This window comes from Mucilaginibacter kameinonensis (assembly GCF_003675385.1).
Lineage (GTDB): Bacteria > Bacteroidota > Bacteroidia > Sphingobacteriales > Sphingobacteriaceae > Mucilaginibacter > Mucilaginibacter kameinonensis.
Genome location: NZ_RCWZ01000002.1, coordinates 698702 through 719775 on the forward strand (window position 1 = coordinate 698702; position 21074 = coordinate 719775).

General features: G+C 42.4%; 20 protein-coding genes and 1 tRNA gene. 8 read left to right on the forward strand and 13 right to left on the reverse strand.

Annotation, left to right across the window (positions count from 1 at the left end):
• The first annotated feature begins 82 nt into the window (after positions 1 to 82).
• Positions 83 to 1024: an AraC family transcriptional regulator gene (locus EAH55_RS09895; protein ID WP_121809477.1), complete on the forward strand. Its 942-nt coding sequence runs from the start codon at positions 83 to 85 to the stop codon at positions 1022 to 1024.
• Between the two features lie 18 nt (positions 1025 to 1042).
• On the opposite strand, the gene EAH55_RS09900 is transcribed toward EAH55_RS09895, so the two are convergent.
• The 5 genes from EAH55_RS09900 to EAH55_RS09920 all read right to left on the reverse strand — a co-directional run bounded on the left by EAH55_RS09900 (position 1043) and on the right by EAH55_RS09920 (position 4690).
• On the reverse strand, positions 1043 to 1738 hold the full coding sequence (locus EAH55_RS09900; protein ID WP_121809478.1) for a Crp/Fnr family transcriptional regulator: 696 nt from the start codon (positions 1736 to 1738) through the stop codon (positions 1043 to 1045).
• Between the two features lie 247 nt (positions 1739 to 1985).
• Positions 1986 to 2636: a response regulator transcription factor gene (locus EAH55_RS09905; RefSeq protein WP_121809479.1), complete on the reverse strand. Its 651-nt coding sequence runs from the start codon at positions 2634 to 2636 to the stop codon at positions 1986 to 1988.
• Positions 2637 to 2663: 27 nt separating this feature from the next.
• Positions 2664 to 3470, reverse strand: a complete 807-nt coding sequence (locus tag EAH55_RS09910; protein WP_121809480.1) for a sensor histidine kinase — start codon at positions 3468 to 3470, stop codon at positions 2664 to 2666.
• A complete protein-coding gene (locus EAH55_RS09915; RefSeq protein WP_162996807.1) occupies positions 3454 to 4119 on the reverse strand; it encodes a hypothetical protein in 666 nt (221 codons plus the stop codon). The genes EAH55_RS09910 and EAH55_RS09915 overlap by 17 nt, the downstream gene beginning before the upstream one ends.
• 22 nt (positions 4120 to 4141) lie before the next feature.
• Positions 4142 to 4690 (reverse strand): hypothetical protein, encoded by a 549-nt coding sequence (locus EAH55_RS09920; RefSeq protein WP_162996808.1) that lies wholly within the window; start codon positions 4688 to 4690, stop codon positions 4142 to 4144.
• Between the two features lie 409 nt (positions 4691 to 5099).
• Here EAH55_RS09920 and EAH55_RS09925 point away from each other — a divergent pair, with 409 nt between their 5' ends.
• Together EAH55_RS09925 and EAH55_RS09930 are read left to right on the forward strand one after the other, a co-directional pair.
• Positions 5100 to 5648, forward strand: a complete 549-nt coding sequence (locus tag EAH55_RS09925; protein ID WP_121809483.1) for an inclusion body family protein — start codon at positions 5100 to 5102, stop codon at positions 5646 to 5648.
• Between the two features lie 138 nt (positions 5649 to 5786).
• On the forward strand, positions 5787 to 6248 hold the full coding sequence (locus EAH55_RS09930; protein ID WP_121809484.1) for a GyrI-like domain-containing protein: 462 nt from the start codon (positions 5787 to 5789) through the stop codon (positions 6246 to 6248).
• A gap of 8 nt (positions 6249 to 6256) precedes the next feature.
• Here the strand turns inward: EAH55_RS09930 and EAH55_RS09935 are convergent, their stop codons facing one another.
• On the reverse strand, positions 6257 to 7603 hold the full coding sequence (locus EAH55_RS09935; protein WP_162996809.1) for a ligand-binding sensor domain-containing protein: 1347 nt from the start codon (positions 7601 to 7603) through the stop codon (positions 6257 to 6259).
• A gap of 329 nt (positions 7604 to 7932) precedes the next feature.
• Between EAH55_RS09935 and EAH55_RS09940 the strand changes: the two genes are divergently transcribed.
• Both EAH55_RS09940 and EAH55_RS09945 read left to right on the forward strand, forming a co-directional pair.
• Positions 7933 to 8391 (forward strand): SRPBCC family protein, encoded by a 459-nt coding sequence (locus tag EAH55_RS09940; protein ID WP_208644822.1) that lies wholly within the window; start codon positions 7933 to 7935, stop codon positions 8389 to 8391.
• A gap of 51 nt (positions 8392 to 8442) precedes the next feature.
• Positions 8443 to 8664 carry a DUF6965 family protein gene (locus EAH55_RS09945; RefSeq protein WP_121809486.1) on the forward strand — a complete coding sequence of 74 codons (222 nt, stop codon included), beginning with the start codon at positions 8443 to 8445 and terminating at the stop codon, positions 8662 to 8664.
• Here EAH55_RS09945 and EAH55_RS09950 read toward each other — a convergent pair.
• Positions 8661 to 10766, reverse strand: a complete 2106-nt coding sequence (locus EAH55_RS09950; protein ID WP_121809487.1) for an AAA family ATPase — start codon at positions 10764 to 10766, stop codon at positions 8661 to 8663. The genes EAH55_RS09945 and EAH55_RS09950 overlap by 4 nt on opposite strands.
• 206 nt (positions 10767 to 10972) lie before the next feature.
• Positions 10973 to 13255 (reverse strand): glycoside hydrolase family 3 N-terminal domain-containing protein, encoded by a 2283-nt coding sequence (locus tag EAH55_RS09955; protein WP_121809488.1) that lies wholly within the window; start codon positions 13253 to 13255, stop codon positions 10973 to 10975.
• 532 nt (positions 13256 to 13787) lie between these two features.
• Between EAH55_RS09955 and EAH55_RS09960 the strand changes: the two genes are divergently transcribed.
• A tRNA-Gly gene (locus tag EAH55_RS09960) sits at positions 13788 to 13860 on the forward strand.
• Positions 13861 to 14192: 332 nt separating this feature from the next.
• Here the strand turns inward: EAH55_RS09960 and EAH55_RS09965 are convergent.
• From EAH55_RS09965 to EAH55_RS09980, 4 genes are all read right to left on the reverse strand, one after another.
• Positions 14193 to 14999: a helix-turn-helix domain-containing protein gene (locus EAH55_RS09965; RefSeq protein ID WP_121809489.1), complete on the reverse strand. Its 807-nt coding sequence runs from the start codon at positions 14997 to 14999 to the stop codon at positions 14193 to 14195.
• Positions 15000 to 15041: 42 nt separating this feature from the next.
• Positions 15042 to 16067: an SDR family NAD(P)-dependent oxidoreductase gene (locus tag EAH55_RS09970; RefSeq protein WP_121809490.1), complete on the reverse strand. Its 1026-nt coding sequence runs from the start codon at positions 16065 to 16067 to the stop codon at positions 15042 to 15044.
• A 267-nt stretch (positions 16068 to 16334) separates the two neighbouring features.
• Positions 16335 to 16577: a hypothetical protein gene (locus tag EAH55_RS09975; RefSeq protein WP_121809491.1), complete on the reverse strand. Its 243-nt coding sequence runs from the start codon at positions 16575 to 16577 to the stop codon at positions 16335 to 16337.
• A 44-nt stretch (positions 16578 to 16621) separates the two neighbouring features.
• Positions 16622 to 17008 (reverse strand): VOC family protein, encoded by a 387-nt coding sequence (locus EAH55_RS09980; RefSeq protein WP_121809492.1) that lies wholly within the window; start codon positions 17006 to 17008, stop codon positions 16622 to 16624.
• Between the two features lie 246 nt (positions 17009 to 17254).
• Between EAH55_RS09980 and EAH55_RS09985 the strand changes: the two genes are divergently transcribed.
• Positions 17255 to 18343 (forward strand): YVTN family beta-propeller repeat protein, encoded by a 1089-nt coding sequence (locus EAH55_RS09985; RefSeq protein ID WP_121809493.1) that lies wholly within the window; start codon positions 17255 to 17257, stop codon positions 18341 to 18343.
• A gap of 667 nt (positions 18344 to 19010) precedes the next feature.
• The gene (locus EAH55_RS09990) at positions 19011 to 20117 is read left to right on the forward strand and encodes an acyltransferase family protein (RefSeq protein WP_121809494.1); all 1107 of its coding nucleotides are present in this window, start codon (positions 19011 to 19013) and stop codon (positions 20115 to 20117) included.
• A 132-nt stretch (positions 20118 to 20249) separates the two neighbouring features.
• On the opposite strand, the gene EAH55_RS09995 is transcribed toward EAH55_RS09990, so the two are convergent.
• The gene (locus tag EAH55_RS09995) at positions 20250 to 21044 is read right to left on the reverse strand and encodes a hypothetical protein (RefSeq protein WP_121809495.1); all 795 of its coding nucleotides are present in this window, start codon (positions 21042 to 21044) and stop codon (positions 20250 to 20252) included.
• Positions 21045 to 21074: the final 30 nt, after the last annotated feature.

Below are 21074 nucleotides of genomic sequence, written 5' to 3' on the forward strand. Positions count from 1 at the left end.
TTATTTACACCTCGATGATTTAGGTGTAAAGGTAATGGTATGTTTTATTGCTAAATTCGTGTGGTAACTCCAAGGGCTTAAAATGAAAACTGTAACTGTAGAGGATTTTTACAAGAATGCTGCCGCACTCACCAATAGCACGGTAGGGGATTTGCTTCCTGTTGATATTGACAAGGAGGTTGGCCATTTCAATGTCTTCAACCTTGCCGACATAATCACCAAAATAAAAAAGGATCCAACCCATGTGCCCTACAATCGTAGGTTGTACTACAAAATAAACCTGGTTAAGGGACGCAATATTGCCGAATATGCTGATAAAGTTATAGATATTGAGAAAAACGCTTTAGTATTTGGTACCCCTAAAATACCGTACAGTTGGAAGCCGCAGGATGCAGACCAGTCGGGGTATTTCTGCATTTTTACTGACGCATTTCTTGTACAATCAAAAAGTGGTGTAGTGCTTGACGCGTTACCGATTTTTAGTCCGGGAGGTTGCCCCGTGTTTATGCTTACCGACGCGCAGGCGGAGGAGATTAGCCTCATTTTTAAAAAGATGCAGCAGGAAATAGCATCCGATTACCCTTACAAGTATGACCTGATAAGGAATTACGTAATGGAGCTGATTCATTACGGGCAGAAATTGCAGCCGTTTACCAATTACAGTAATAGTAACAATGCATCTGCGAGAGTGTCATCGTTATTTATTGAATTGTTGGAAAGGCAATTCCCTATCGCATCGCCCGATCAAAAAGTTGTTCTCCGTACCGCGAAAGATTATGCCGACAGGCTTGCCGTACACAGCAACCACCTTAATAAGGTGTTAAAAGAAAGCACCGGAAAAACTACGACGGAGCATATAGCAAGCAGGATCATTCAGGAAGCCCGCATCCTGCTCAAACAAACCGACTGGAACATCTCGGAAATTGCCTACAGCTTGGGCTTTGAACAGCTGTCGCATTTTTCAAACTTCTTTAAAAAGCAAACGTCATTGTCGCCGGTTGAGGTGCGGAATTTGGTTGGGTGAGGTTGTTATTTGTCTTCCTTACAAATCATCATCCTGCGTTAAAGCAAGCAGCCCTTCATGGTTTATGATACTGATCTTTTTGCCGTTGGTACTGATCAGTTTTTCCTGTAGCAGTTCATTAACCACCCTGAAAACCGTTTCATAAGTAGCGCCGGCATAAGAGGCTAAATCCTGCCGGGTAAGTTCTACATTAATATGGCCATCTGGATTTGTTCCAAATTGTTCCTGAAGGCTTATGAGGGCCTGGGCTACACGGCCTTTTACCGGCATATGCGCAAGGTTACGCATTTTGTGTTCAGCCTCCTGTAGCTCATCAGCAAAAAATAAAAGTAACTGGTATGCAAACTGAGGGTTCACCTTTAAGGTAGCCTCAAAAAACTCCATGTCAATAAAGCATATTATGCCGGGTTCTAAAGCTGTGGCCGAAATAGGGTAGTGGGTTGCGTGTTTGCCTAAAACACGGTGGCCAAAAATAGCGCCCTTATTGGCAAAGCGGATAATAAGCTCTTTGTCGGCACCCCATTTTTTATGAACTTTTACATTGCCTTCATATACAAAATAAATACCCTTCACAGGATCTCCCTCACTGAAAATAACCTGTCCTTTTTTTACGCTAAAGTTCTTTTTGTTGGCTGCTATGGCAGGCAGCCATTCTTTTATGCAGCCTTTGCATAAAAAACACGTGTTATTATCGCATTGAATATTTCTTTTCATTCAAATCTTAAATCAATCAGTCAACCTTAGTTGTAAAAATATTAAGGAAAATTAAATTTATCGATAATTTATTTAATTATTTGCAATTTATATTGCTAATTGTTTGATTTAAATGGATTTTAAATGCTTTTTGTTGACTATATTTTGATATTTTTAATTTAGTGTTGTCTTTTATTTTGGTTTTTTCGATGTGTTTTAATGTGATTTTTATTTTTGGATAAAATTTGTGTTGGTTTTTTGTTGATTTTTATTCAATTATTCCATTTTTTACTGCAAACATGACGAGTCCGGCGGTATTTCTAACTCCTACCTTATCAATTAGTCGCTGTCTGATACCTTCAACAGAACGTGGACTAAGAAAAAGTTGTTTGCCCATTTCGTTGGCTGTTTTTTCGGCACAGATCAGTTTTAGTACATCTTGTTCCCGCTCGGTAAGCTCAACGCCTTCTTTAAAGGAAGGTTTGATATTGCCTTTTATCACCAGTTTTTTTAACAGCGCGTTACTTACTATATTATTAAAGTAGTAGCCCGTTTCATGTACCGAGTAAATCGCTTTCCTGATCTCCTCCGCCTCTGCATTTTTTAATAGGTAGCCGTTTGCACCAATCTCCATTAAATGAATTACGAATTTTTCATCGTCATACATCGTTACCACTAAAATTTTTATATCAGGGTATTTCTTTTTTACCAGTTTGGTAGCCTCCATGCCATCCATTACAGGCATTTTAAGGTCCATAATAATAACATCGGGCATATTGCTTTCTATGCCCGATATCAGGTCTTCTCCATCTGCGGCTTCAAGTATCACCTCCAGGTTTTCATCCTGGGTAAGGCCAACTTTCAGGCCTTCCCTGTAAATGGTGTAATCATCGGCTATGGCAATTTTAATAGGTTTCATCGCCTTGTATTTGAAGTGTTGTAATAATTAGATTGTAATTGCCCGCGGGATATTGATGTTAATGTAATACCCCTCAGGTTTGTAATTAAAAGATACTTCGCCCTTTAGCAAAATTATACGGGTTTGGATTGCCTTTAATCCAAGTCCCCGCTTATCAAATTTCAGTTCCTCATATTGGGCGTGACTTAATCCCTGCCCGTTATGGAAAATGCTCAAGTTCAAAGCATCCGGATTATAAACTGATGTAATATGTATTTTTTGAGGTTTGGCGTGTTTAAGTATATTGTTCATTAACTCCTGTACCATACGATATATGCTGATATCGTTTTCATTGGCCTGGGCGGTGTATGAATCATCGAGATCTGTTGTGATATATATAAGGTCATTATTGGCTATTTTTTCGGCAAAATGTCTGATGGCCTCATTTAAGCCAAACTCCTTGAGTATACTCGAATGCAGGTTATGCGAAATGCCACGCACCTGTTTAATGGCTATGTCAAGTAATTCCTGACCTTTCTCATACCTGGGCTCGTTGTTTTTATCAATAACGTTGATCTTTACCCCCTGCAAATGCAGCTTCGACGCTGATAAAATAGCCCCAACCTCGTCATGCAATTCTTCGGCAATACGGTGCCGTTCAGTTTCTTCGCTGCGCACGGCGGCTTCTATTAGCTGATTTTGTTGGGTTTGGTGCAGTTTTTGTATTTTTTGCTGATACTGGTATTTTTTCCGTTGAAAAAATATGAAAATGAGCAATATGCTCGCGAATAATGAAAGCATAACCGCAATACCCATAAAGAGCAGGAGCCTGATATCATCATTCGTTTGTTTCATACAACCCTTTAGCTATAAATACACATAAAATGGTATACGTGAAATTGTGAATGTTCCACAGGTTTATGGCAAAGTTGTGCAAGCGGACCGTTAGTTCATTGTATAATAAAAAAATGAAGAAGTTTACGGTATAATAAATGCCCAGACCGGTAACTATCCAAAAGTCGGGCTGTTTTTTGCCGGGTTCTTCATCTTCGGTTATTTTAAACAGATAATATTGCATACAATAAAACATCATAATTACCGCCTCGAACGACAGTAGCCTGCTGCTCAGTTGCCCGTAATCAAAAAAGTTTTGATAGAAGCCGAAGTTAATAAGTACAAATCCTAAAAAAACATACGGCGCCAACTTTTTTGTTTTTGACAGGAACTGTTGATTAAGCTTTATAAAAAACGAGCTAAACAGCAACAGCCTGATTATAGAATGTACGTTATATAAATAGTTATTGGTGTTATACGGGCGTGGCAGTATCGTTTTTAACTTCCATATTACATCAATAGTTATATTGATTACCAGTGCCGCCCATAAATAACTAACAACAGGTTTATTAAAGGCCGGCTGTTTTTTCTTCAAGCAAAGAATGGCCAAAGGAATGAGCAACGCCCAAACCTCCGACCAGTCAGATATACCTTTAATTAGCTGTTCCACTTTGCAACAGTTTTAGCCAATATTACATTTTTGCCGGAGGTGATGGATTTGAGTCAATGTCCTGCGTATCCGAATCGGCATAGTTAATAAGCTGGCCATTTTTTACCAGCCCTATAGCATACACCAGGTGCTGGTTCGAAGCTAAGATTTTAGGCGTAAAAACCAGGTAGTCATAATCACGTTTCTTTCCGCTGTCGGTAGATATTACAGCTTTTATTGCTTTTTTGGTAAGATAGTTATTGCCTAAAACTACGGGACCGGTTAAGTTAATCAACGTATCTTTTGCAATGGCTAAAGTATCCGGGTGTACCGGGTTAAGGTAGTTGCCGGCAGTGTCAAGGATGTATGATACAAGCTGATAAGGTTTTTTAACATCATCAACCTGCGGACTGTAAAACTGGAAAATGAAACTGTCGGTTGTTGACGAGTCGAGCCAGTAGTTAACCTGAGTTGCTGTGTACTTTACCTGGGCAAACCTGGTAGCCTGCTTGCACGATGTCATGGCGAAAAACAAGCAAACGGCACTTGCTATCGCAATTGGCTTCAAAAAGTTAAGGGGTCGTTTTTTCATGATATTATAGGTTTATATAAGTAGGTAATATAGTTGTATTATTTGTGTTTTGTGTTGGTAATAATAAATTATATAAGTGAGAAATTAATTATACTACTGTGAAATAATTTCACGCAAATTATTGATTTTTCTTATAGTTTATTAATGATTTTCCTTTGTGGCAAAGTTATGATGTGTGAAAAAGTGTGAAAGGGTGTTTTTATGGTTTGTATACGTATAAATACTTATTTTATTTAAGTGTATTTATTCTCTAATAAGCCGGTTTAAATAAGCGGAAGTTTGTAGTGTGATAAGCAATTGAGAAAAACCGGTTAAGAAGCGCTTCGGTCTTTTTTGCTTTGACAAAGGAGTTAACCCGAAAATCCTTTAAAGAGTAGGGACATTTATTTATCCTAAAACCCTTTTAGTCATGGCAATTACCAGCGAATTTGTCTCCACCACGCAGGAGATCATCAACATCCAGATTGTGATAGATACCGATGCTATCACTACCGATTTTCCAACTCCAAGCCAGGATCCTAACGCTCCTACAGGCCTGCCTCACAGCTATATGTATATGGTTGCTACCCGCGGCAATACTATTACAGGTTCTGGCGGCGCCGACCTTAACATCAAAGCCGATGTAGGTGACGTTATACGTTGGTACGCGGTATCAGAGTTCGGCAACTTTGATTCGGCTGTAGTTATTTACAAGTTAGAAAAGTACGCCCAGGATACTGTATTCAATAACGTAACTTTCAGCGTATATACCCGTACCGGTATTTTACCTGCCGATGGTACCGCTATCCCGGTTGGGTTTTCAACTCAAAATTTTTGGTTTAACCAGGCAACTGTAGTGGCCAAAGGCACCGAGCAGTATAATGTGTCATTTGCGCTTTATACACGCCAAAGAGGTGTTGATCAGCCTGTATTATTTGGCTACTATTACTGGGATCCAACCGTTACTGTACAAAGCTAACCCTGCATAAACCTGAAAAAAGCAAAAGCCCGGCTTATCTGTCATGATAGCGGGCTTTTGTTTTTGGGCGGTATGCTAAATTAATAGCAGATGATATAAAAAATGCCGTTATATTAGTTATGCCAAATACAAACCAAAATGGAAGATACAGTACAGGTAATAGCAATTAATAATCCTACAAAGCTTATTGGGAAAGTATTTACAGGTAGCTATTCAGGAGCATCGTCATATGTTTCAGCTGTTCAAAATGAGTTAGCCTCGGCTCAAATACCGTTTATTCCGTATAAAATTTGCGGCATCTATTATGACAACCCGGAGGTTACCCCGGCTGACGAACAAAGAAGCTTTCAAGGTGTAGTTACAGAAGGCAATACTGATCTGTCAGAAACATCACTTACTGCCATTGATATGCTTGGAACGTTCCTGTACACAAGAGTTACCGGCGATCCGATGCAGGCCATCATGAAAGGCTACGGTGATCTGTTTGCGTATATCCATGCACGCCAAACCAAATTGAAATCAAACGCGGGCTACCAGATCCTGACTTTTAACGAAGGATTAGTAACAACAGAGATCTACATGGAGATTTCTGAAGATTAATTAACCTTTTATGCCCCCGATTTTTTCCTGATCCTTAATAAACCATTAGCGGTGGTAGCGTAAATAACTCCTTTTGAGTCCTGCACCATCTGGTAAATGGTAAATCCAGGTAGCGGCGAATTGTTGTTGTGGTAATTCTCCCAGCCGTTATTCAGGTCAAACCTGACTATGCCCGATTCATCTGTACCCAGCCACAAAACGTGATCAAATTTATCATACAGCATGGTGTTGACGTGGTTGGCAGGCATGCCCGAGTTTTGATCGTTATAATGCAACCAGGTTCCATTAAACTTTAATACTGCCACACCTTCTTTTTCGCTATCAGTTTCGCCGGGTTGTTTATTGCAATCAACCAATGAGAAGTAAACATTGCCTTTTTCATCCTCAACCGCTCCCGAAATGGTAGTGTTTTTTAACGGGGTATTGTTAAGGCTGTTAAATGAAGTAATAATGTTTTTATCAATCATGATGGTGCCTTTTGAAGTACCAATCCAAAGCCGTTTCTGACCATCTACATAAGCAAAAAGCACATTGCTTGAAGGCATTTCAGGCATCGATTTTTTGTTGATCACTACTACTTTATCCTTCCGTTTTACAACGAGGCCGTTTGGTGTGGTGAAAAGTAATTCGCCATTGCGGCTATTCAATACCTGGTTTACGCCGCCTGTTAAAAACTGTTTAAAATCAAACAGCTGCCAGCCACCGCTGCCATACATAAATATTTTGTTATCGTAATAAACCCACTTGTTGTTGTCCCTGTCGATAGTTACTTCTTTAATGTTGGCATCTGACGGGAATGGCGAATTGTATTCATTAACCGGGATAAAGGTTGTGCCTTCAAAACGGGTCATGCCTTTTTCGGTGGCATACCATAACAAATCCGATTGATCCATCGCTGCCGATTTACTGATATTATCAACCAGCGGCGAGTTGTATTTTGTCCAAACCGTAAAATCGTAGTTTTTTAACGATGGGTTGGGGTAGGTAACGTTTTTATTATAAATGATTGGGTCGCCTGGAGGTTTCATCTCGGTGAGATCAAGCCTTTGTACCTGGCCGTAAACGCCTCCACTGATAAAGCGGAAGATAACATTTACAGATGCAGCTACAGGTTTGCCATCAATTTTAGCCGGCTTCCAGATACAGCCATTAAGATAGGTTATCAGCTCGTTGGTAAGCGCGCTTTTAGTCGCATCGTTATGACTGAGCACGCAGCTGAAACCCCGTTCATCAACCAACACTTGAAAGGTTATTGCGCCGGTCGCGTCTTTTAGCAGATAACGGTTATTGATCCTTGCAGAAACAAAATCAATGGCAAGCTGATCACAGCTGGCCTTTTCATCGCCGCAGTCCATGCAATAATTAGTGATATTACACATCTCTACCTTTTGCAAAAAAAGATTTTGCGCCGATAGGGCTGAAGGTAAAATAAAGATAAACAGGCAGATAAAAAATATTCTGCGGATTTTAGTTGGGGATAACAATGCCAGCATTACGCTTATAAATAAAAGAAAGCAAACGCGAAACTCCAAGCGAATGATAGTTAAATAATGTTAAACAAAGATACACATCATAAATGAGGATAATATGAAGCCATTTGTTTTTAGCGTGTTTATTACAAACATTTAAAATAGGAGTATGTTTATTAGTCAAAGCCAGTTATCCCAACCTATAATTATTAAAAATGAAAGCCGAAAAATCAAAAAGTGCCGAAGCCCAAATGTTGGTCCGCAAGCCAGTTGCGGAAGTTTTTAACGCCTTTACTGATCCTGCTGTTACCACACATTTCTGGTTTACCCAATCTACAGGTAAACTGGAAACCGGCAAACAAGTTACCTGGTCATGGGAAATGTATGGTGTATCATCGGTGGTTGTTGCATCTGCCATTAAAGAGAACGAGTTAATAACCATTGAATGGGGAACACCAGCAACAACTGTCGATTTTAATTTTAAACCCATGGGCGATAACGCTACCTATGTAGAGATCCAGCATTACGGCTTTAATAAAACGGGGGATGAACTCATTGCTGCTATCAAAGATTCGACAGGTGGATTTACCACAGTTTTAGATGGATTGAAAGCCTGGCTGGAACATGGTATTCATTTAAATTTAGTTGGCGATAAATTTCCGAAAGGAAAGTAATGCAGGTGTGTTTTTTACGCAGATAAGTTAAAAAACCGCTACTTTTGCGCCATGAGCTACGAAGAATTGAGTGAATACTTTAATAATGTTACATTACCCCAGGAATTAAGATTAGACCGCGCTACGACTCAGCTCCATGTTGCCGATTTTGTTAAGCAATTGTTGAAAAACATGAAAAACTATCCCGATAACTGGCGTCACCAGTACCAGTTAATGCGGATCAAACACGCCCTCGAAAACCCTTACAACGGACCCGAAATTCCAAGGTTTTAAGAAAATAGATCGTTTTCGCCTAAATAGCTTCTGATCATTTTCAGGATGGGTTCGCCCAGGTCTGTTGCTTTGGCATCACCAAAGCTTTTTAACTGCGAAAGCTGGTTTAATGATCGTGGCAGTTTTGCGGTGATGTCGCGAAGCATATTTTCTGATACTAAAGTATGTTCAGGAATTTTGCGCTCAAGACTGGTTACCTTACGCCAGTTTAACAACTGCTTGTAAAGTTCGGGGTTTACAATTTCCTTTTCTTTTGGCAGGGCTTTAGGGTTCCAGTTTTTGTATACCGGCTTATAGCTTATCCCGGCTTCCTGCACTGATGATAAAATATCCCTGCCCGACGAGGCAATAGGCAGGCGTACAAAGGCGGCTGTTTTGGCCTTCAGGTTTACCAATAAGTGATTTAAGCTATCGTAAAATTCTGCCGGCGGGTTGGTGCTATTTACGGCAGTATATAAACTGTTAATAGCTTCAGAAAACGCATTTAGTTTGGGCAGAAAATAGTTGGCGGCATTTTTTAACCTGGCTATAAATGTTGTGTTATCCCATATCAATTGATCATCGGGCAAAGCGGCGAGTTCTTTCCGGATAAAGCGGTCGCCAACGCTTTTTATATCGGTATCCCAATTAAGGTCTGTTTTGTTGATACTGTCAGATAAAGGGCTGTTTTTAACCCCTCCTGCAAGCATAATAGTTTTAAGCTGTTTCCAGGCACCGGTAAGCATCGAAAAGTCAAAAACATCTTTCATCTCTTCCAATGCAATTTGCCGGATAGTACTTTCCAGTAAGCTTTCGTCGGGCATGGAAATGGCCGCGTTTTGCATAAAGCTGATGATCTCGGGATCGGTACGGATATTTTCGGGCCGTACAGGCGATTTCAGGATCATGCCTTCCAATGAACGGCAGCGACTTAATGCCACATAAGCCTGCCCGAAAGCAAAAGCCGCATCAACATCAATAACCGCTTTTTCAAAAGTAAGGCCCTGGCTTTTATGGATGGTTATAGCCCAGGCCAGGCGCAATGGATACTGGCTGAAAGAGCCATTATTTTGCTCATTTACTTTTTGCTCATCTTCGGCCAAGGCATACTTTACATTTTGCCAGCTTTCGGGGATCACCTCAAATTCAGAGCTGTCATCCAGAAAGCTTAGGCGGATATTGCCCGGCCCCATAGCAATGATGCGCCCGGTGCGCCCGTTATAATATTGCTTTTTACCCGAGCTGTCATTTTTGATAAACATTACCTGCGCGCCAACCTTTAATACCAGTTCTTCTTCGGCAGGGTAGGCTTCTTTCGGGAAATCTCCTGTTACAGTGGCCTTAAAAGTATGTGCTTCGCCATCAAGCTCCGTTAAACGTTGCTGGTTAATTTCGTTAACCAGTTGGTTATGGGTTGACAGGGTTACATAGTCCTTAAGCCAGTTGGCGTTAAGGTTAGGGTTATAATGCGCGTTCAGCTTATCAAGCATTTCGCCATTAGCATAACCATTCCTGATGCTGTTCAGGATCTCCACAAATACCGGATCCTTTTGGCGGTAAACCTGCGTGAGTTCAAAAGTTAGCACCGGAAATTTTTGAAATGCCAGGCTATCAAAAAAATAGGGGCCTTTATAAAAGTTCCGCAATACCGGCCAATCTTTTTCATAAACAGGAGGGAGCTGAAACAGGTCGCCAATCATCAGCAACTGAACACCGCCGAAAGGTCGTGCTGATCCTTTAACCTGGCGCAATACGGTATCGATATAGTCGAGAGTATCTGCCCGCACCATACTGATCTCATCGATAATAAGTAGATCAAGGCATTTTAATATGTTCGATTTTTCGAGGCTTACCTGTCTTAACAGAATATTAGGATTGTTGTGATCGGTTACCGGTACTTGTGGACCGAAAGGCACCTGGAAAAATGAATGGATGGTTACACCTCCGGCATTAATGGCGGCGACCGCCGTAGGTGCTACAACTGCCAGGTTTTTGGTAATGTTTGCCCTGATCCAGCGCAAAAAAGTGGTTTTACCTGTACCCGCCTTACCGGTTAAAAATATAGGTCGGTTTGTATTTTCAATAAATTTAAGGACGAGTTCATGAAAAGGCTCCAACACCATACACTTGTTATTATATCACCGCTTCCCAACCAGGAAATCATTTTCAAATTTAATAATTAGGTATGAGAGTGAGGGATTGGGTTATCAACAGTTAAAATTCAAGAACGTATTGGTAAAAATGGCGTCATTGCGAGGCACGAAGCAATCGCGAACTATACAGAGGGACTTTGCTAATCGGAGATTGCTTCGTGCCTCGCAATGACGTTTTATTCCTTTATAATTACAGTTTTAGTAAACATAATATCATCTGCGGCCTTACCTACCTGAACTTCAAATTCACCGGGCTCCACCACATATTGCATCTTGTCGTTATATAGTCCCAGTTCAGAAACAGGTACTTCAAGGGTTACGGTTGCGCGTTTGCCTGCCTTGATCAATACTTTGCTGAAAGCTTTAAGTTGTTTTACAGGTGTAGCAACCGAGCTGAATTTATCGTGGATATATAGCTGCACCACTTCTTTGCCATCACGGGTGCCGGTATTTTCTACATCAACAGATACCTTGATGGTTCCACCTTTGGCCGAAAAAACGGAATCAGCCAAAGTGCAATTGCTGTATTTAAAACTGGTGTAGCTTAAACCGTAGCCAAAATTCCAAACAGGTTCGGGTTTATCAAAAATGTAGTGCATTTTAGGATCTTCAGGAGTGCCGGGCTGGTCAAATGGTTCTTCCCTGTCAGTTACATAATGGTTGTAGAAACAAGGGGTGTTACCGGTGCTGCGTGGGAACGATACATTTAACCTACCCGATGGGTTTACTGCACCGGTAAGGATATCGGCAATTGTACGTCCTTGTTTTTCGCCGCCATACCATTGTACAAGTACAGCATCGGCATTGTCTTTAACCCATGGCATAGCCAGGGGCTTACCTGCAATAAATACCACAATCATTGGCTTGCCGGTTGCTTTTATAGCTTTCAGTAAATCCATTTGTACCCCCGGCAGCTCAAGCGATGAAAGGTCGAAACCTTCGCCGGATGTTGAATATTTAGGGCTTCGACCTAAAAATGTACTGCGTGTACCGATAGCAACTATGGCGATATCGCTTGCCTCTACAGCCTTAACAGCCTCGGCAATATGCGTTTTATCCTGGCTCCACCAGTCGCAGCCCTCGGCATTATTTATAGTGATTTTATTGCCGATAACTTCCTTGAGGCCCTGCAGTAAAGTTATTCCTTCTTTCGGGTCACGTTGTGTCCAGGAGTAATCGCCGAAAATGGTTTGGTTACTGTTGGGGCCTACAACAGCTATTGATTTGTATTTGGACAGGTTTAACGGCAAAATATTATTGCTGTTCTTAACAAGCACGGCACTTTCGTCGGCTACTTCCTTTGATATAGCCACGTTTGCGGCACTGTGTACCACTTTATCAACCCTGGCCGGATTGCTATATGGAGCATCAAACAAACCCAGGGTAAACTTAACCGTCAAAACCCGGCGAACTGCCAGATCAATATATTTCAGATCCAGTTTACCGCTTTCAACCAGTTTTTGCAGGTGTTGATACGCATCGTCAATATCAAGATCAATGCCGGCAATGAGGGCCATCTTAGCGGCATCTTCCTGGGTTGAAACCGCATGGTGGAAAGTTAGCAACCGGTCAACCGATCCCCAGTCAGAATATACATAGCCTTTAAAGCCAAGTTCGTTACGCAGGATATCGGTCATGTAGTAATGAGAGCCGCTAAGCGCGATGCCATCGTACGAGCTATAGCATGACATAACAGCCAACGGATTGGCCTCGGCAATAACCCTTTTAAACGGATACATATACAGGCTGCGCAGTTCGCGTTCACCGCCGCTTACATTAGCGCAATTTAACCCACCGGAAGGGGAGCCATGCGCCATGAAATGCTTAGGCGTACAGGTGATATTGTATTTTTGATAACCGTTAACAAAGGCAACACCCATTTGAGCTATCAGGTAAGGATCTTCGCCGTAAGTTTCTTCAACACGGCCCCATCTCAGCTCGCGGGCAATATCCAATACAGGCGAAAGGATCTGGTGAATACCGATCACGTCTGCTTCGGCTCCGGCTGCCTCGGTCATTTTACGGATCAGCGCCGGATTAAAGGTGCTGCCCTGGGCAAGTTCTTGGGGGAACAGGGTGCAACCGTTTTGCAGGATGCCTTCAATCCCTTCTGCCGCGGTAAGGATCGGGATACCCAGCCTGGTTTTGGTGAGCATGTAGGTTTGCAATTTTTGGTACATATCGGCGCAATCGGCTGCTTTCATGTTCATTTCATGGGTGCAGCCGTAGCTTTCGCCTTTAAAAATGTTTTCAATTTCATCGGCCCTGCCCGATGCCCTGTTTTGCAGCTGCTCAATTTTTTCTTTCAGCGTCATTCTCGCCAGCAAGTCTTCAACCCGGGCATTTACAGCTGCTTTTTTGTTTTTGTATAATGGGGTATCGGCTGCTGTGCACGAGGCACCGAAGCTTTTTATCGTAATTAAAAGCAGTATGGAGATTAAAACGGAGCTTCTTTTCATAAAATGTTAGGTAGTAGGCGTATTGGGTTTTAATTGATTATAGATTGAATAATATGCGCAATCGATTGCGAATATAAATGCGAAGATAAAACGTTTCACCAATTTGAACAAAATGACTTGAGATTAATTTATGGTTACTGATGTAGGGTTTGTACTGGCCATTATTTCATGGATATGAATGCAGCAAAGTAGTTCTTTGACCTCGTTATAAAAATGGACAAACCTAAATAAATGATGGACTAAAATATCGGACAAGCAGGGCAAAAGCTTGGAGAAATTAAGAAAGAAGGGAGCAATTTCCGTCAGTTGATTTTACGGGGTAATTACGCAAAATGGATAATGAAAAGGAGAAATAGACCATTTTTGAAGTTTTTTGAGTGCCTGTTTTTTGATGAGGTCAACGATATTTGATAGGATTGCGAAATTTTGCTTGTGTAAATATTTGATTAAAAGCGTGTTAATTTTAATACTTAAAAAGTGAAAAAATATTTTGACTGCATATACCTGAAGTTATATATTTGCGGCCACCAACGCGAAAGTAGCTCAGTTGGTAGAGCACGACCTTGCCAAGGTCGGGGTCGCGAGTTCGAATCTCGTCTTTCGCTCAAAAGCCTTTTTCTGTTCAGAGAAAGGCTTTTTCTTTTTCAGCTTTTGTTAATTTATCCTTGAGAGCTGGTGTTTATTCGCAATTTAATAGTTTCTAATTCCCCGTAGGGGATACCTGTTTGTAGCAAAATAACTATAATAATCCTTTGCCTCGTAGAGGCTACCCTTTCAACATGGTTATAAACATCGCCGTATTTGGGTAGCACCTAACGGCGCAAATGGTTGTTTTTGTCTTCTGGCTACAAATAGGTAGCACCGATGGTGCATCATATCATGACGTATATCTGCTATCGCCTTCAAGGTGGAATTGCACAATCCAGCGTTTTTTTGATTAATGGCTGTCAGCCGTTGGCGAATAACTGAAATGCTTCTTAAAAGCATAGGTAAAATGCGACAGGTTTTCAAATCCCACTTCTGCATATACATCTGATGGTTTTCTGTTTTGTTCCCGGATGCGGTAGTGCGCCAGCTCCAGTCGTTTTTGGGTGAGCCACTTTTGTGGGGTGGAATCAAAGCTTTTCTTAAAGTCCCGTTTAAAGGTAGTCAGGCTGCGGCCGGTGAGGTAACCAAACTTTTCCATCGGCATATTGAACATGAAGTTTCGCTCCATAAAACTGGTCAGGTCAATTTTGCCGGGCTCCTGGAAATTTGCCAGTATTCCATCTATATCGCTATCAATTATCCTCAAAACGTTTACCGCTTCTTCAATTTTCAGCGAAGCGAGGTTTTCCGGCAATCCATCCTTCAGGTCAAAGTACGGGATCAGCGAGGCCAGGCAGCTTTCCAATAGCGGGTGCTTACCAAAGTTCCTGATCCCTGGCGAATGCAACAGGCGAGTCTTTGGCGGGTTCTTGGTATAAAACTCTTTGAGCATTGGCATGGTGAGGTGCATGGCTACTGTTTTATGAGGTAAACCATCCTTGGGATAGTTAATTACCGTGGTTAGCTGATTACGGGGGATCAGGAATATATCACCGGCACCAAAAACATGTATCGAATCGGCCTGCACTATCTTTGTTTCGCCCGAAATAAACCAGATCAGCATGTGATGTTCAAACAACACCTCTGTTCGGAAAGGCTTATCCTCAAAATTTGAGAGTTTAATATCTGGGCTTAAATAATGTGTTTTAAATTCCATGGTTCATTGATGCTGCCGGTTAATATAAAGCTACAACCGATCTTAGTTTGCCGCAAATTTTACACCTGTCATTTCTTCGCTTAATACCCACAGTTTTTGGGCACTTTCCGCATCAACCGAATATGGTTTTACGCCACGTAAAGTGAGGGGCTCATCATATTTATGTTCAATGTCCCCCAAGTCCAGATCGGCAACATCGGCATTTTCACAATAAACACCGCCTATGTTATCAAGTTGCGGACTGGTGGCACACCACACTGAAGTGGCGGCACCCTGCTCTACAGTTTTTAGCCGGGCTGCCACTTCCGGGAATATATTTCCGTCGGCATCAAACATGCCCATCTGTTGAAATAACTCTACCGAGGCGGCCCTGCCAAGGTCGGTACCGTTTACCGAACCAGGATGCAATGAGTAGGAGCGAACCCCGAAATCTTTACCCCGGTGGTCAAGCTCTACAGTAAAAAGATTATTGGCTGTTTTTGATTGACCGTAGGCCGTCAGGGTTTCATAATCGCGACGGAGGAAATTAGGATCGTCAAAATCAAAAGGCGAAATCTGATGACCGTAAGAAGATACATTGATCACCCTTGCGCCATTGGCTTTTTTAAGCGCTGGCCAAAGTAAGGCGGTAAGCTGGAAATGCCCGAGGTGATTGGTTACCAGTTGCGATTCATAGCCCTTCGCATCGTGCTGAAGCGGCACCCACATGATACCCGCGTTATTGATGAGCAGGTGAAGCGGGGCGGCGGTTTTCAGAAAATCTACAGCGAAGGAATCAACAGAGGCAGGATCCATCAGGTCCATCACTTTAATGGTTACGTTAGGTACACCTTCAAGATTTTTAGCGGCTTTGTTGTAATCGCGTGCAGGTACAATAACTTTTGCCCCGGCCGATACCAATGTTTTTACGGTTTCTAAACCGATGCCCGCATAGCCGCCGGTTACAATAGCTGTTTTACCGCTAAGGTCAATCCCTTTAATAACGTCGGCAGTGGTTGATTGGGCGCCAAATCCTGAATTCAGCGGTTTCTGTAATGCTCCATTATAATTATCTTTTACTTGTTCCATTTTTTAATGTTTTAATGAAACAAAAGTATGGGCAAGGGGCTACAGCGCCTTTGTTTTAAAGGCCGATGTTTTTTGTTTTAAAGGCCATTTTTATAGAAAAGAAAATCTGTAACAGTTTTGATACAATAAGATCAGTGATAGGAGGGGATAGCAGGGAGGTGCTATGGCAGGGTTAAATCTTCCCCGGTTCGGGAAAGTTTGTATACGCCTGATTTACCTTTTAACAGGCACAAAGGTGGGTTTGTAGGGTAAATTCCAGTAATGTTTTCAGGAAAACGTTTTGCGGTAGCTATACCAGCGAATAACTTTCAACAGTTCCTCTTCTGAAATGGTAATGCCGCCTGTTTGCTGAAAAGCCAGTTCTTTATCCAATATAGTTGCCCTAAGAGGCTCTGGCAAACCCGGACTGGGCTGCGCTCCCGGGTCAAACACGCACACGCTACTGCCTGAACCCGGAATTAAAATAACGTCGACCCCATCAATGGAGTTCAGTAAATAATGTTGATCCATGCTATACCTGCGGCAAAAAACGTACCTGTTTAGCAGTTAGACCGTTAAAGCGGCCTGCCAAAAAACAGGATGTAGCCATCGGCGTCTGTCAGTTCAAAACCACGCAGGCCGTCATGGGTATCCTGTAATGGTTGGGTGAAAGTAACATCCCGTGATATGAATTCTGCAGCCAGTATATCTGGGTTAGGAACGCTTACATAAGCATCCCAACGGGCATCCCGGGCACGACTGGAATTAGGAAGCGGATCTGCCTCTACCGCCTTAAGAAAGATCATAGCTCCATCGCGCTGCACAATGGCAAAAAACGGATCATGAGCAGGTTCCTGGAAAACAGTTTCAAAGTTGAGCATTTCGCCATAAAACGAAAGTGAAGCCGTAACATTATGAACGATAAAGAATGGAGCGATACCTGCGATATATGCCTGATTCATTGAGGGGAATTGCTTACATAAATATATGGAGCGGATAGTAGATAGGCAATAGCTTTCATCTCAGTTTTACGGCGGCTGGTCTATAAAAAATGAGTCGTAATAGGTAACGTTCTGGTTATCGTCGATTTGTACGCCGTTGGTGGGGAAAACAATTTAGGGGATCAGTATATTTGTTTTAAGGAGAGATCAGTTCTTCTGGTCATATCCTCCACCGAGTTATAAACCGTTCTCCAATTTGTAAGCCCTATGAATAAAGCTGCACGCAGCCAGGTATTTAAAGATGCAAAATCCAGCCTGAGCAAATTGTTTACCTTAAGTTTTTTGTTGATAGTTTTTATTGCCGCCCGATGTAAGGCGCAGTCAACGCCAGTACGTTCGTTGCTTGCGCTTTCTAAAAGTGATCATACTCTGTCTGTTATAGATCCGGTTACGCTGAAGGTTATAGCCAGTGTTCCCGTAGGTTCCGATCCGCATGAGGTTATCGCCTCGGCTGACGGGAAGACGGCCTATGTATCCATTTATGGCGGCGGGAGCCTACATGAGCTTAGCCTGGTTGATCTTGTGGCACAAAAAGCTTTACCCGCGCTTGATACCAGGCCGCTGATGGGGCCGCATGGCTTAATGTTTGCCGCGGGTAAAGTGTGGTTTTCGGCAGAAGGGGCTAAAGCTGTTGGCCGTTATGATCCGGCAACCAATAAATTTGACTGGGCAATGGGAACAGGGCAGGACCGGACGCACATGATCTATGTTACTGCCGATGGGAAGCAGGTTTATACTACAAATGTTAACTCGGCAACTGTAAGTATTTTGGCTGATGGCCCCAGTCAGCCGGCAGGCCCTCCGCCGGGACCAACACCTCCACCCGGATTTGCACCTCCGGCGCGTCAGGAATGGAGGCAAACGGTTATCCCGGTGTCCAAAGGTTCTGAAGGTTTTGATGTATCACCCGATGGCCGTGAATTGTGGACTGCCGGTGCTGAAGATGGTAATATTTCAGTTATTGATGTTACAGCCAAAAAAGTAACCGCTACAATTGATGCGAAGGTTGTGGGAGCCAACCGTCTTCAGTTTACGCCTGATGGCAAACGGGTATTGGTTACCAGTCTCCGGACAGGTGATCTGTTTATTTTTGACGCGGCATCGCACCGGGAAATAAAACGCATAAATACCGGCCGCGGCGCGGCGGGCATCCTGGTAGATGATGACGGATCACGCGCGTTTATAGGTTGCACTTCTGATAACTATGTGGCCGTGATTGATCTAAAAAAATTAGAAGTAAGCGGGCATATTGATATTCGCGGGGCAGATGGTTTGGCCTGGGTAGTTAGGCGGTGATAAAAAATGCGCCTCTCGCGCTGAGTGGGAGAAAATAGAGATCTGCAAAGGCTAAATGACATATCCGCCGCGTCATTGCGAGGCACGAAGCAATCGCACAGAGGCAGGTAATGACTATTGTTGTATTGAACTTACATCGTCGCGCTCCTGGCCGCGCGGGGCCAGGTACTTTTGTCGCCACAAAAGTACCCAAAAAGGCTTGCAGCAGAAAGGCTTCTTTGCGCACACCCTATCCTAAGTCCACCGCCCGGCCTTTGCCCTGCAAAACGAACAGAACCACGGGCTGCAATTATTTTGCCCCGATTCGCCCTTTCCCCAGCTTCTGCAAAAACTTGCTATGCCCCTGCAGCCGCACACTGCCCGCATTGTTCTGCCCGTTTTCACCTGAAGCTGATCTGCTGCGAAAAACATCCGGTTTTAATTATGTCATGAGTAGCCTGTCGAAGGACGCGCGCAGAGGCCCGCCCCGCTATGCTTCGACGGGCTCAGTATGACCCCAATTTTAATTATGTCATGGGGGAGAAGGAACGAAGCAATCGCATGCTATACAGAGCTACCATGCTTCCCTGTAGTAATGACATGATAAATCGATTTTCTACTTGATAGATGCATTTTTTTTATATTTTGCGCCGATTTTAATTCTTATCCTGCAAATCTAAATTTATTAATGAACAATAATGAGCTGGCGACCAAGCCACACTATCCCATCTTAGATGGCCTTCGCGGCGTCGCGGCCATAATCGTAGTAACCTTTCACTTAACCGAGCCTTTATCAACCGGTCATTTAGATAATCTTGTCAATCACGGCTATCTCGCTGTCGACTTTTTCTTTTTACTATCCGGTTTCGTGATCGGCTATGCATATGACGACCGCTGGCATAAAATGACTGTCGGCAGTTTTTTCAAACGCCGTATCGAGCGCCTTCAACCTATGGTGGTTTTGGGGATGACGCTCGGCGCTATCGGGTTTTATTTTACAGATTCTACGCTTTGGCCGCTCATTCATACCGTTCCGGTTTGGAAAATGCTGCTGGTAACGCTAATCGGTTATACTATTCTGCCGGTGCCGCTATCGCTTGATATCCGTGGATGGGAAGAGATGCACCCGATGAATAGCGTGGGCTGGTCGTTATTTTTCGAATACATTGCCAACATTCTTTACGCCCTCTGGATCAGGAAATTTTCTAAAACAGCATTGAGTATTCTGGTAGGCATTGCTGCTATCGCGCTTGCACACCTGGCTATTAGTAATGGCGATGTCAGCGGTGGCTGGACGTTGAATGTAGAGCAGGTCAGGATCGGGATAACCCGTACCATGTACCCTTTCTTTGCCGGTTTATTACTTTCACGCATAGTTAAGCCAACTCAAATTAAAAACGCTTTTTTATGGTGCAGCCTTTTAGTGGCCATTGTATTGTATATGCCGCGCATTGGCGGTGCCGACAATGGCTGGATGAATGGGATCTATGAATCTGTTTGTATCATTATCGTTTTCCCGGTTATCGTATACCTTGGCGCCAGTGGCGTGATGCAAACTCAACGGGAAAGCAGGATCTGCAAATTCCTGGGCGACATATCTTATCCGCTTTACCTGGTACATTACCCGCTGGTTTATTTTTACGTGGCCTGGATCAGCAATAACAAAGGCATAACCATTGCACAGGCCTGGCCTTACGCGTTACTTATTTTAATAGGCGGAATAGTTTTAGCCTACGCCGCATTGAAATGGTATGATGAGCCGGTTAGGAAATGGCTGCGGAAGAAGCTTGGGTAGGGGAATGAGGTTGGTGAAAAGTAGCCATTGTTAAAAATTGAATGATAGGCTCTTATTATAAAGGGGTTATTGAATTTGAACCAATTTATTATGGATTTTAAATAAATCCGACAGCACAATGTCAACTAATTATTAAGCTTCTGTTTTATCAAGCATTTTAATCAAAGAGGTAAAAAGCGTCGTATATTTCGGTTCATCAACATCTTCGAAATTGTATTTCAAAGATGGCAGCACGTGGTTAAACATATTCTTATAAATATCAATTACGTGGTTTTTAACAATGACATAGTTGTCCAAGTCGATATTTACTAAACTATTATATTTTGCTTCCAAGTATAGGTAGTCAGATTTCCAATCTTTAAATAAGATCAGTTCTTTGCTCGGATTTATAAGTGAATGTAAATAAGCTTCAGAAGCGAGATCAGAGCCAGGAAAACTATATAAAGACGCAAAAAGAAAAGTATGGGCTTTGTCGGTGTTATTGTTGTTAGGGGAAATTTCTTTATATAGGCATTTGAAATTCTGAACGACGTTGCTTCTTGCCGTTATATAGGCAGGCAGTCGTTGATTTAATAGCTTGTGAAATTTAACTTCTAAATTCTTAACCTTCGGTTTCCATTCGTTTTTAAAAGTCTTTTCTATTTCCCTGTAAGAGTAATATGTATATGAGCTTGGCCCATCGCTAAAACACTCTTGAATATGTTCACCAGTGTAAATTTCTAACTCTACTGTGGAGATCAAATCAATATATATCCAATCTTCGACATAACTTTTGATGATTTTTAAACTGTCATTCGATTTAATATGTATCTCATAATATAAGTCTTCATTGGGGAAGTATAATGGGAATCCATTTAAAACGTAATAGCCTTCATCTATTACCAGTATATTATTAAGGTAGAAAGGCTTATAATCTTCGTCTTTCATTTGTGATTTTCAATTAGCATAGGATAAAGT

Coding starts and splice junctions, on each gene's coding strand:
- EAH55_RS09895 (WP_121809477.1), top strand. CDS start 83: ATGAAAACTGTAACTGTAGAGGATTTTTACAAGAATGCTGCCGCACTC.
- EAH55_RS09900 (WP_121809478.1), bottom strand. CDS start 1,738: ATGAAAAGAAATATTCAATGCGATAATAACACGTGTTTTTTATGCAAA.
- EAH55_RS09905 (WP_121809479.1), bottom strand. CDS start 2,636: ATGAAACCTATTAAAATTGCCATAGCCGATGATTACACCATTTACAGG.
- EAH55_RS09910 (WP_121809480.1), bottom strand. CDS start 3,470: ATGAAACAAACGAATGATGATATCAGGCTCCTGCTCTTTATGGGTATT.
- EAH55_RS09920 (WP_162996808.1), bottom strand. CDS start 4,690: ATGAAAAAACGACCCCTTAACTTTTTGAAGCCAATTGCGATAGCAAGT.
- EAH55_RS09925 (WP_121809483.1), top strand. CDS start 5,100: ATGGCAATTACCAGCGAATTTGTCTCCACCACGCAGGAGATCATCAAC.
- EAH55_RS09930 (WP_121809484.1), top strand. CDS start 5,787: ATGGAAGATACAGTACAGGTAATAGCAATTAATAATCCTACAAAGCTT.
- EAH55_RS09935 (WP_162996809.1), bottom strand. CDS start 7,603: ATGGACTGCGGCGATGAAAAGGCCAGCTGTGATCAGCTTGCCATTGAT.
- EAH55_RS09940 (WP_208644822.1), top strand. CDS start 7,933: ATGAAAGCCGAAAAATCAAAAAGTGCCGAAGCCCAAATGTTGGTCCGC.
- EAH55_RS09945 (WP_121809486.1), top strand. CDS start 8,443: ATGAGCTACGAAGAATTGAGTGAATACTTTAATAATGTTACATTACCC.
- EAH55_RS09950 (WP_121809487.1), bottom strand. CDS start 10,766: ATGGTGTTGGAGCCTTTTCATGAACTCGTCCTTAAATTTATTGAAAAT.
- EAH55_RS09955 (WP_121809488.1), bottom strand. CDS start 13,255: ATGAAAAGAAGCTCCGTTTTAATCTCCATACTGCTTTTAATTACGATA.
- EAH55_RS09965 (WP_121809489.1), bottom strand. CDS start 14,999: ATGGAATTTAAAACACATTATTTAAGCCCAGATATTAAACTCTCAAAT.
- EAH55_RS09970 (WP_121809490.1), bottom strand. CDS start 16,067: ATGGAACAAGTAAAAGATAATTATAATGGAGCATTACAGAAACCGCTG.
- EAH55_RS09975 (WP_121809491.1), bottom strand. CDS start 16,577: ATGGATCAACATTATTTACTGAACTCCATTGATGGGGTCGACGTTATT.
- EAH55_RS09980 (WP_121809492.1), bottom strand. CDS start 17,008: ATGAATCAGGCATATATCGCAGGTATCGCTCCATTCTTTATCGTTCAT.
- EAH55_RS09985 (WP_121809493.1), top strand. CDS start 17,255: ATGAATAAAGCTGCACGCAGCCAGGTATTTAAAGATGCAAAATCCAGC.
- EAH55_RS09990 (WP_121809494.1), top strand. CDS start 19,011: ATGAACAATAATGAGCTGGCGACCAAGCCACACTATCCCATCTTAGAT.
- EAH55_RS09995 (WP_121809495.1), bottom strand. CDS start 21,044: ATGAAAGACGAAGATTATAAGCCTTTCTACCTTAATAATATACTGGTA.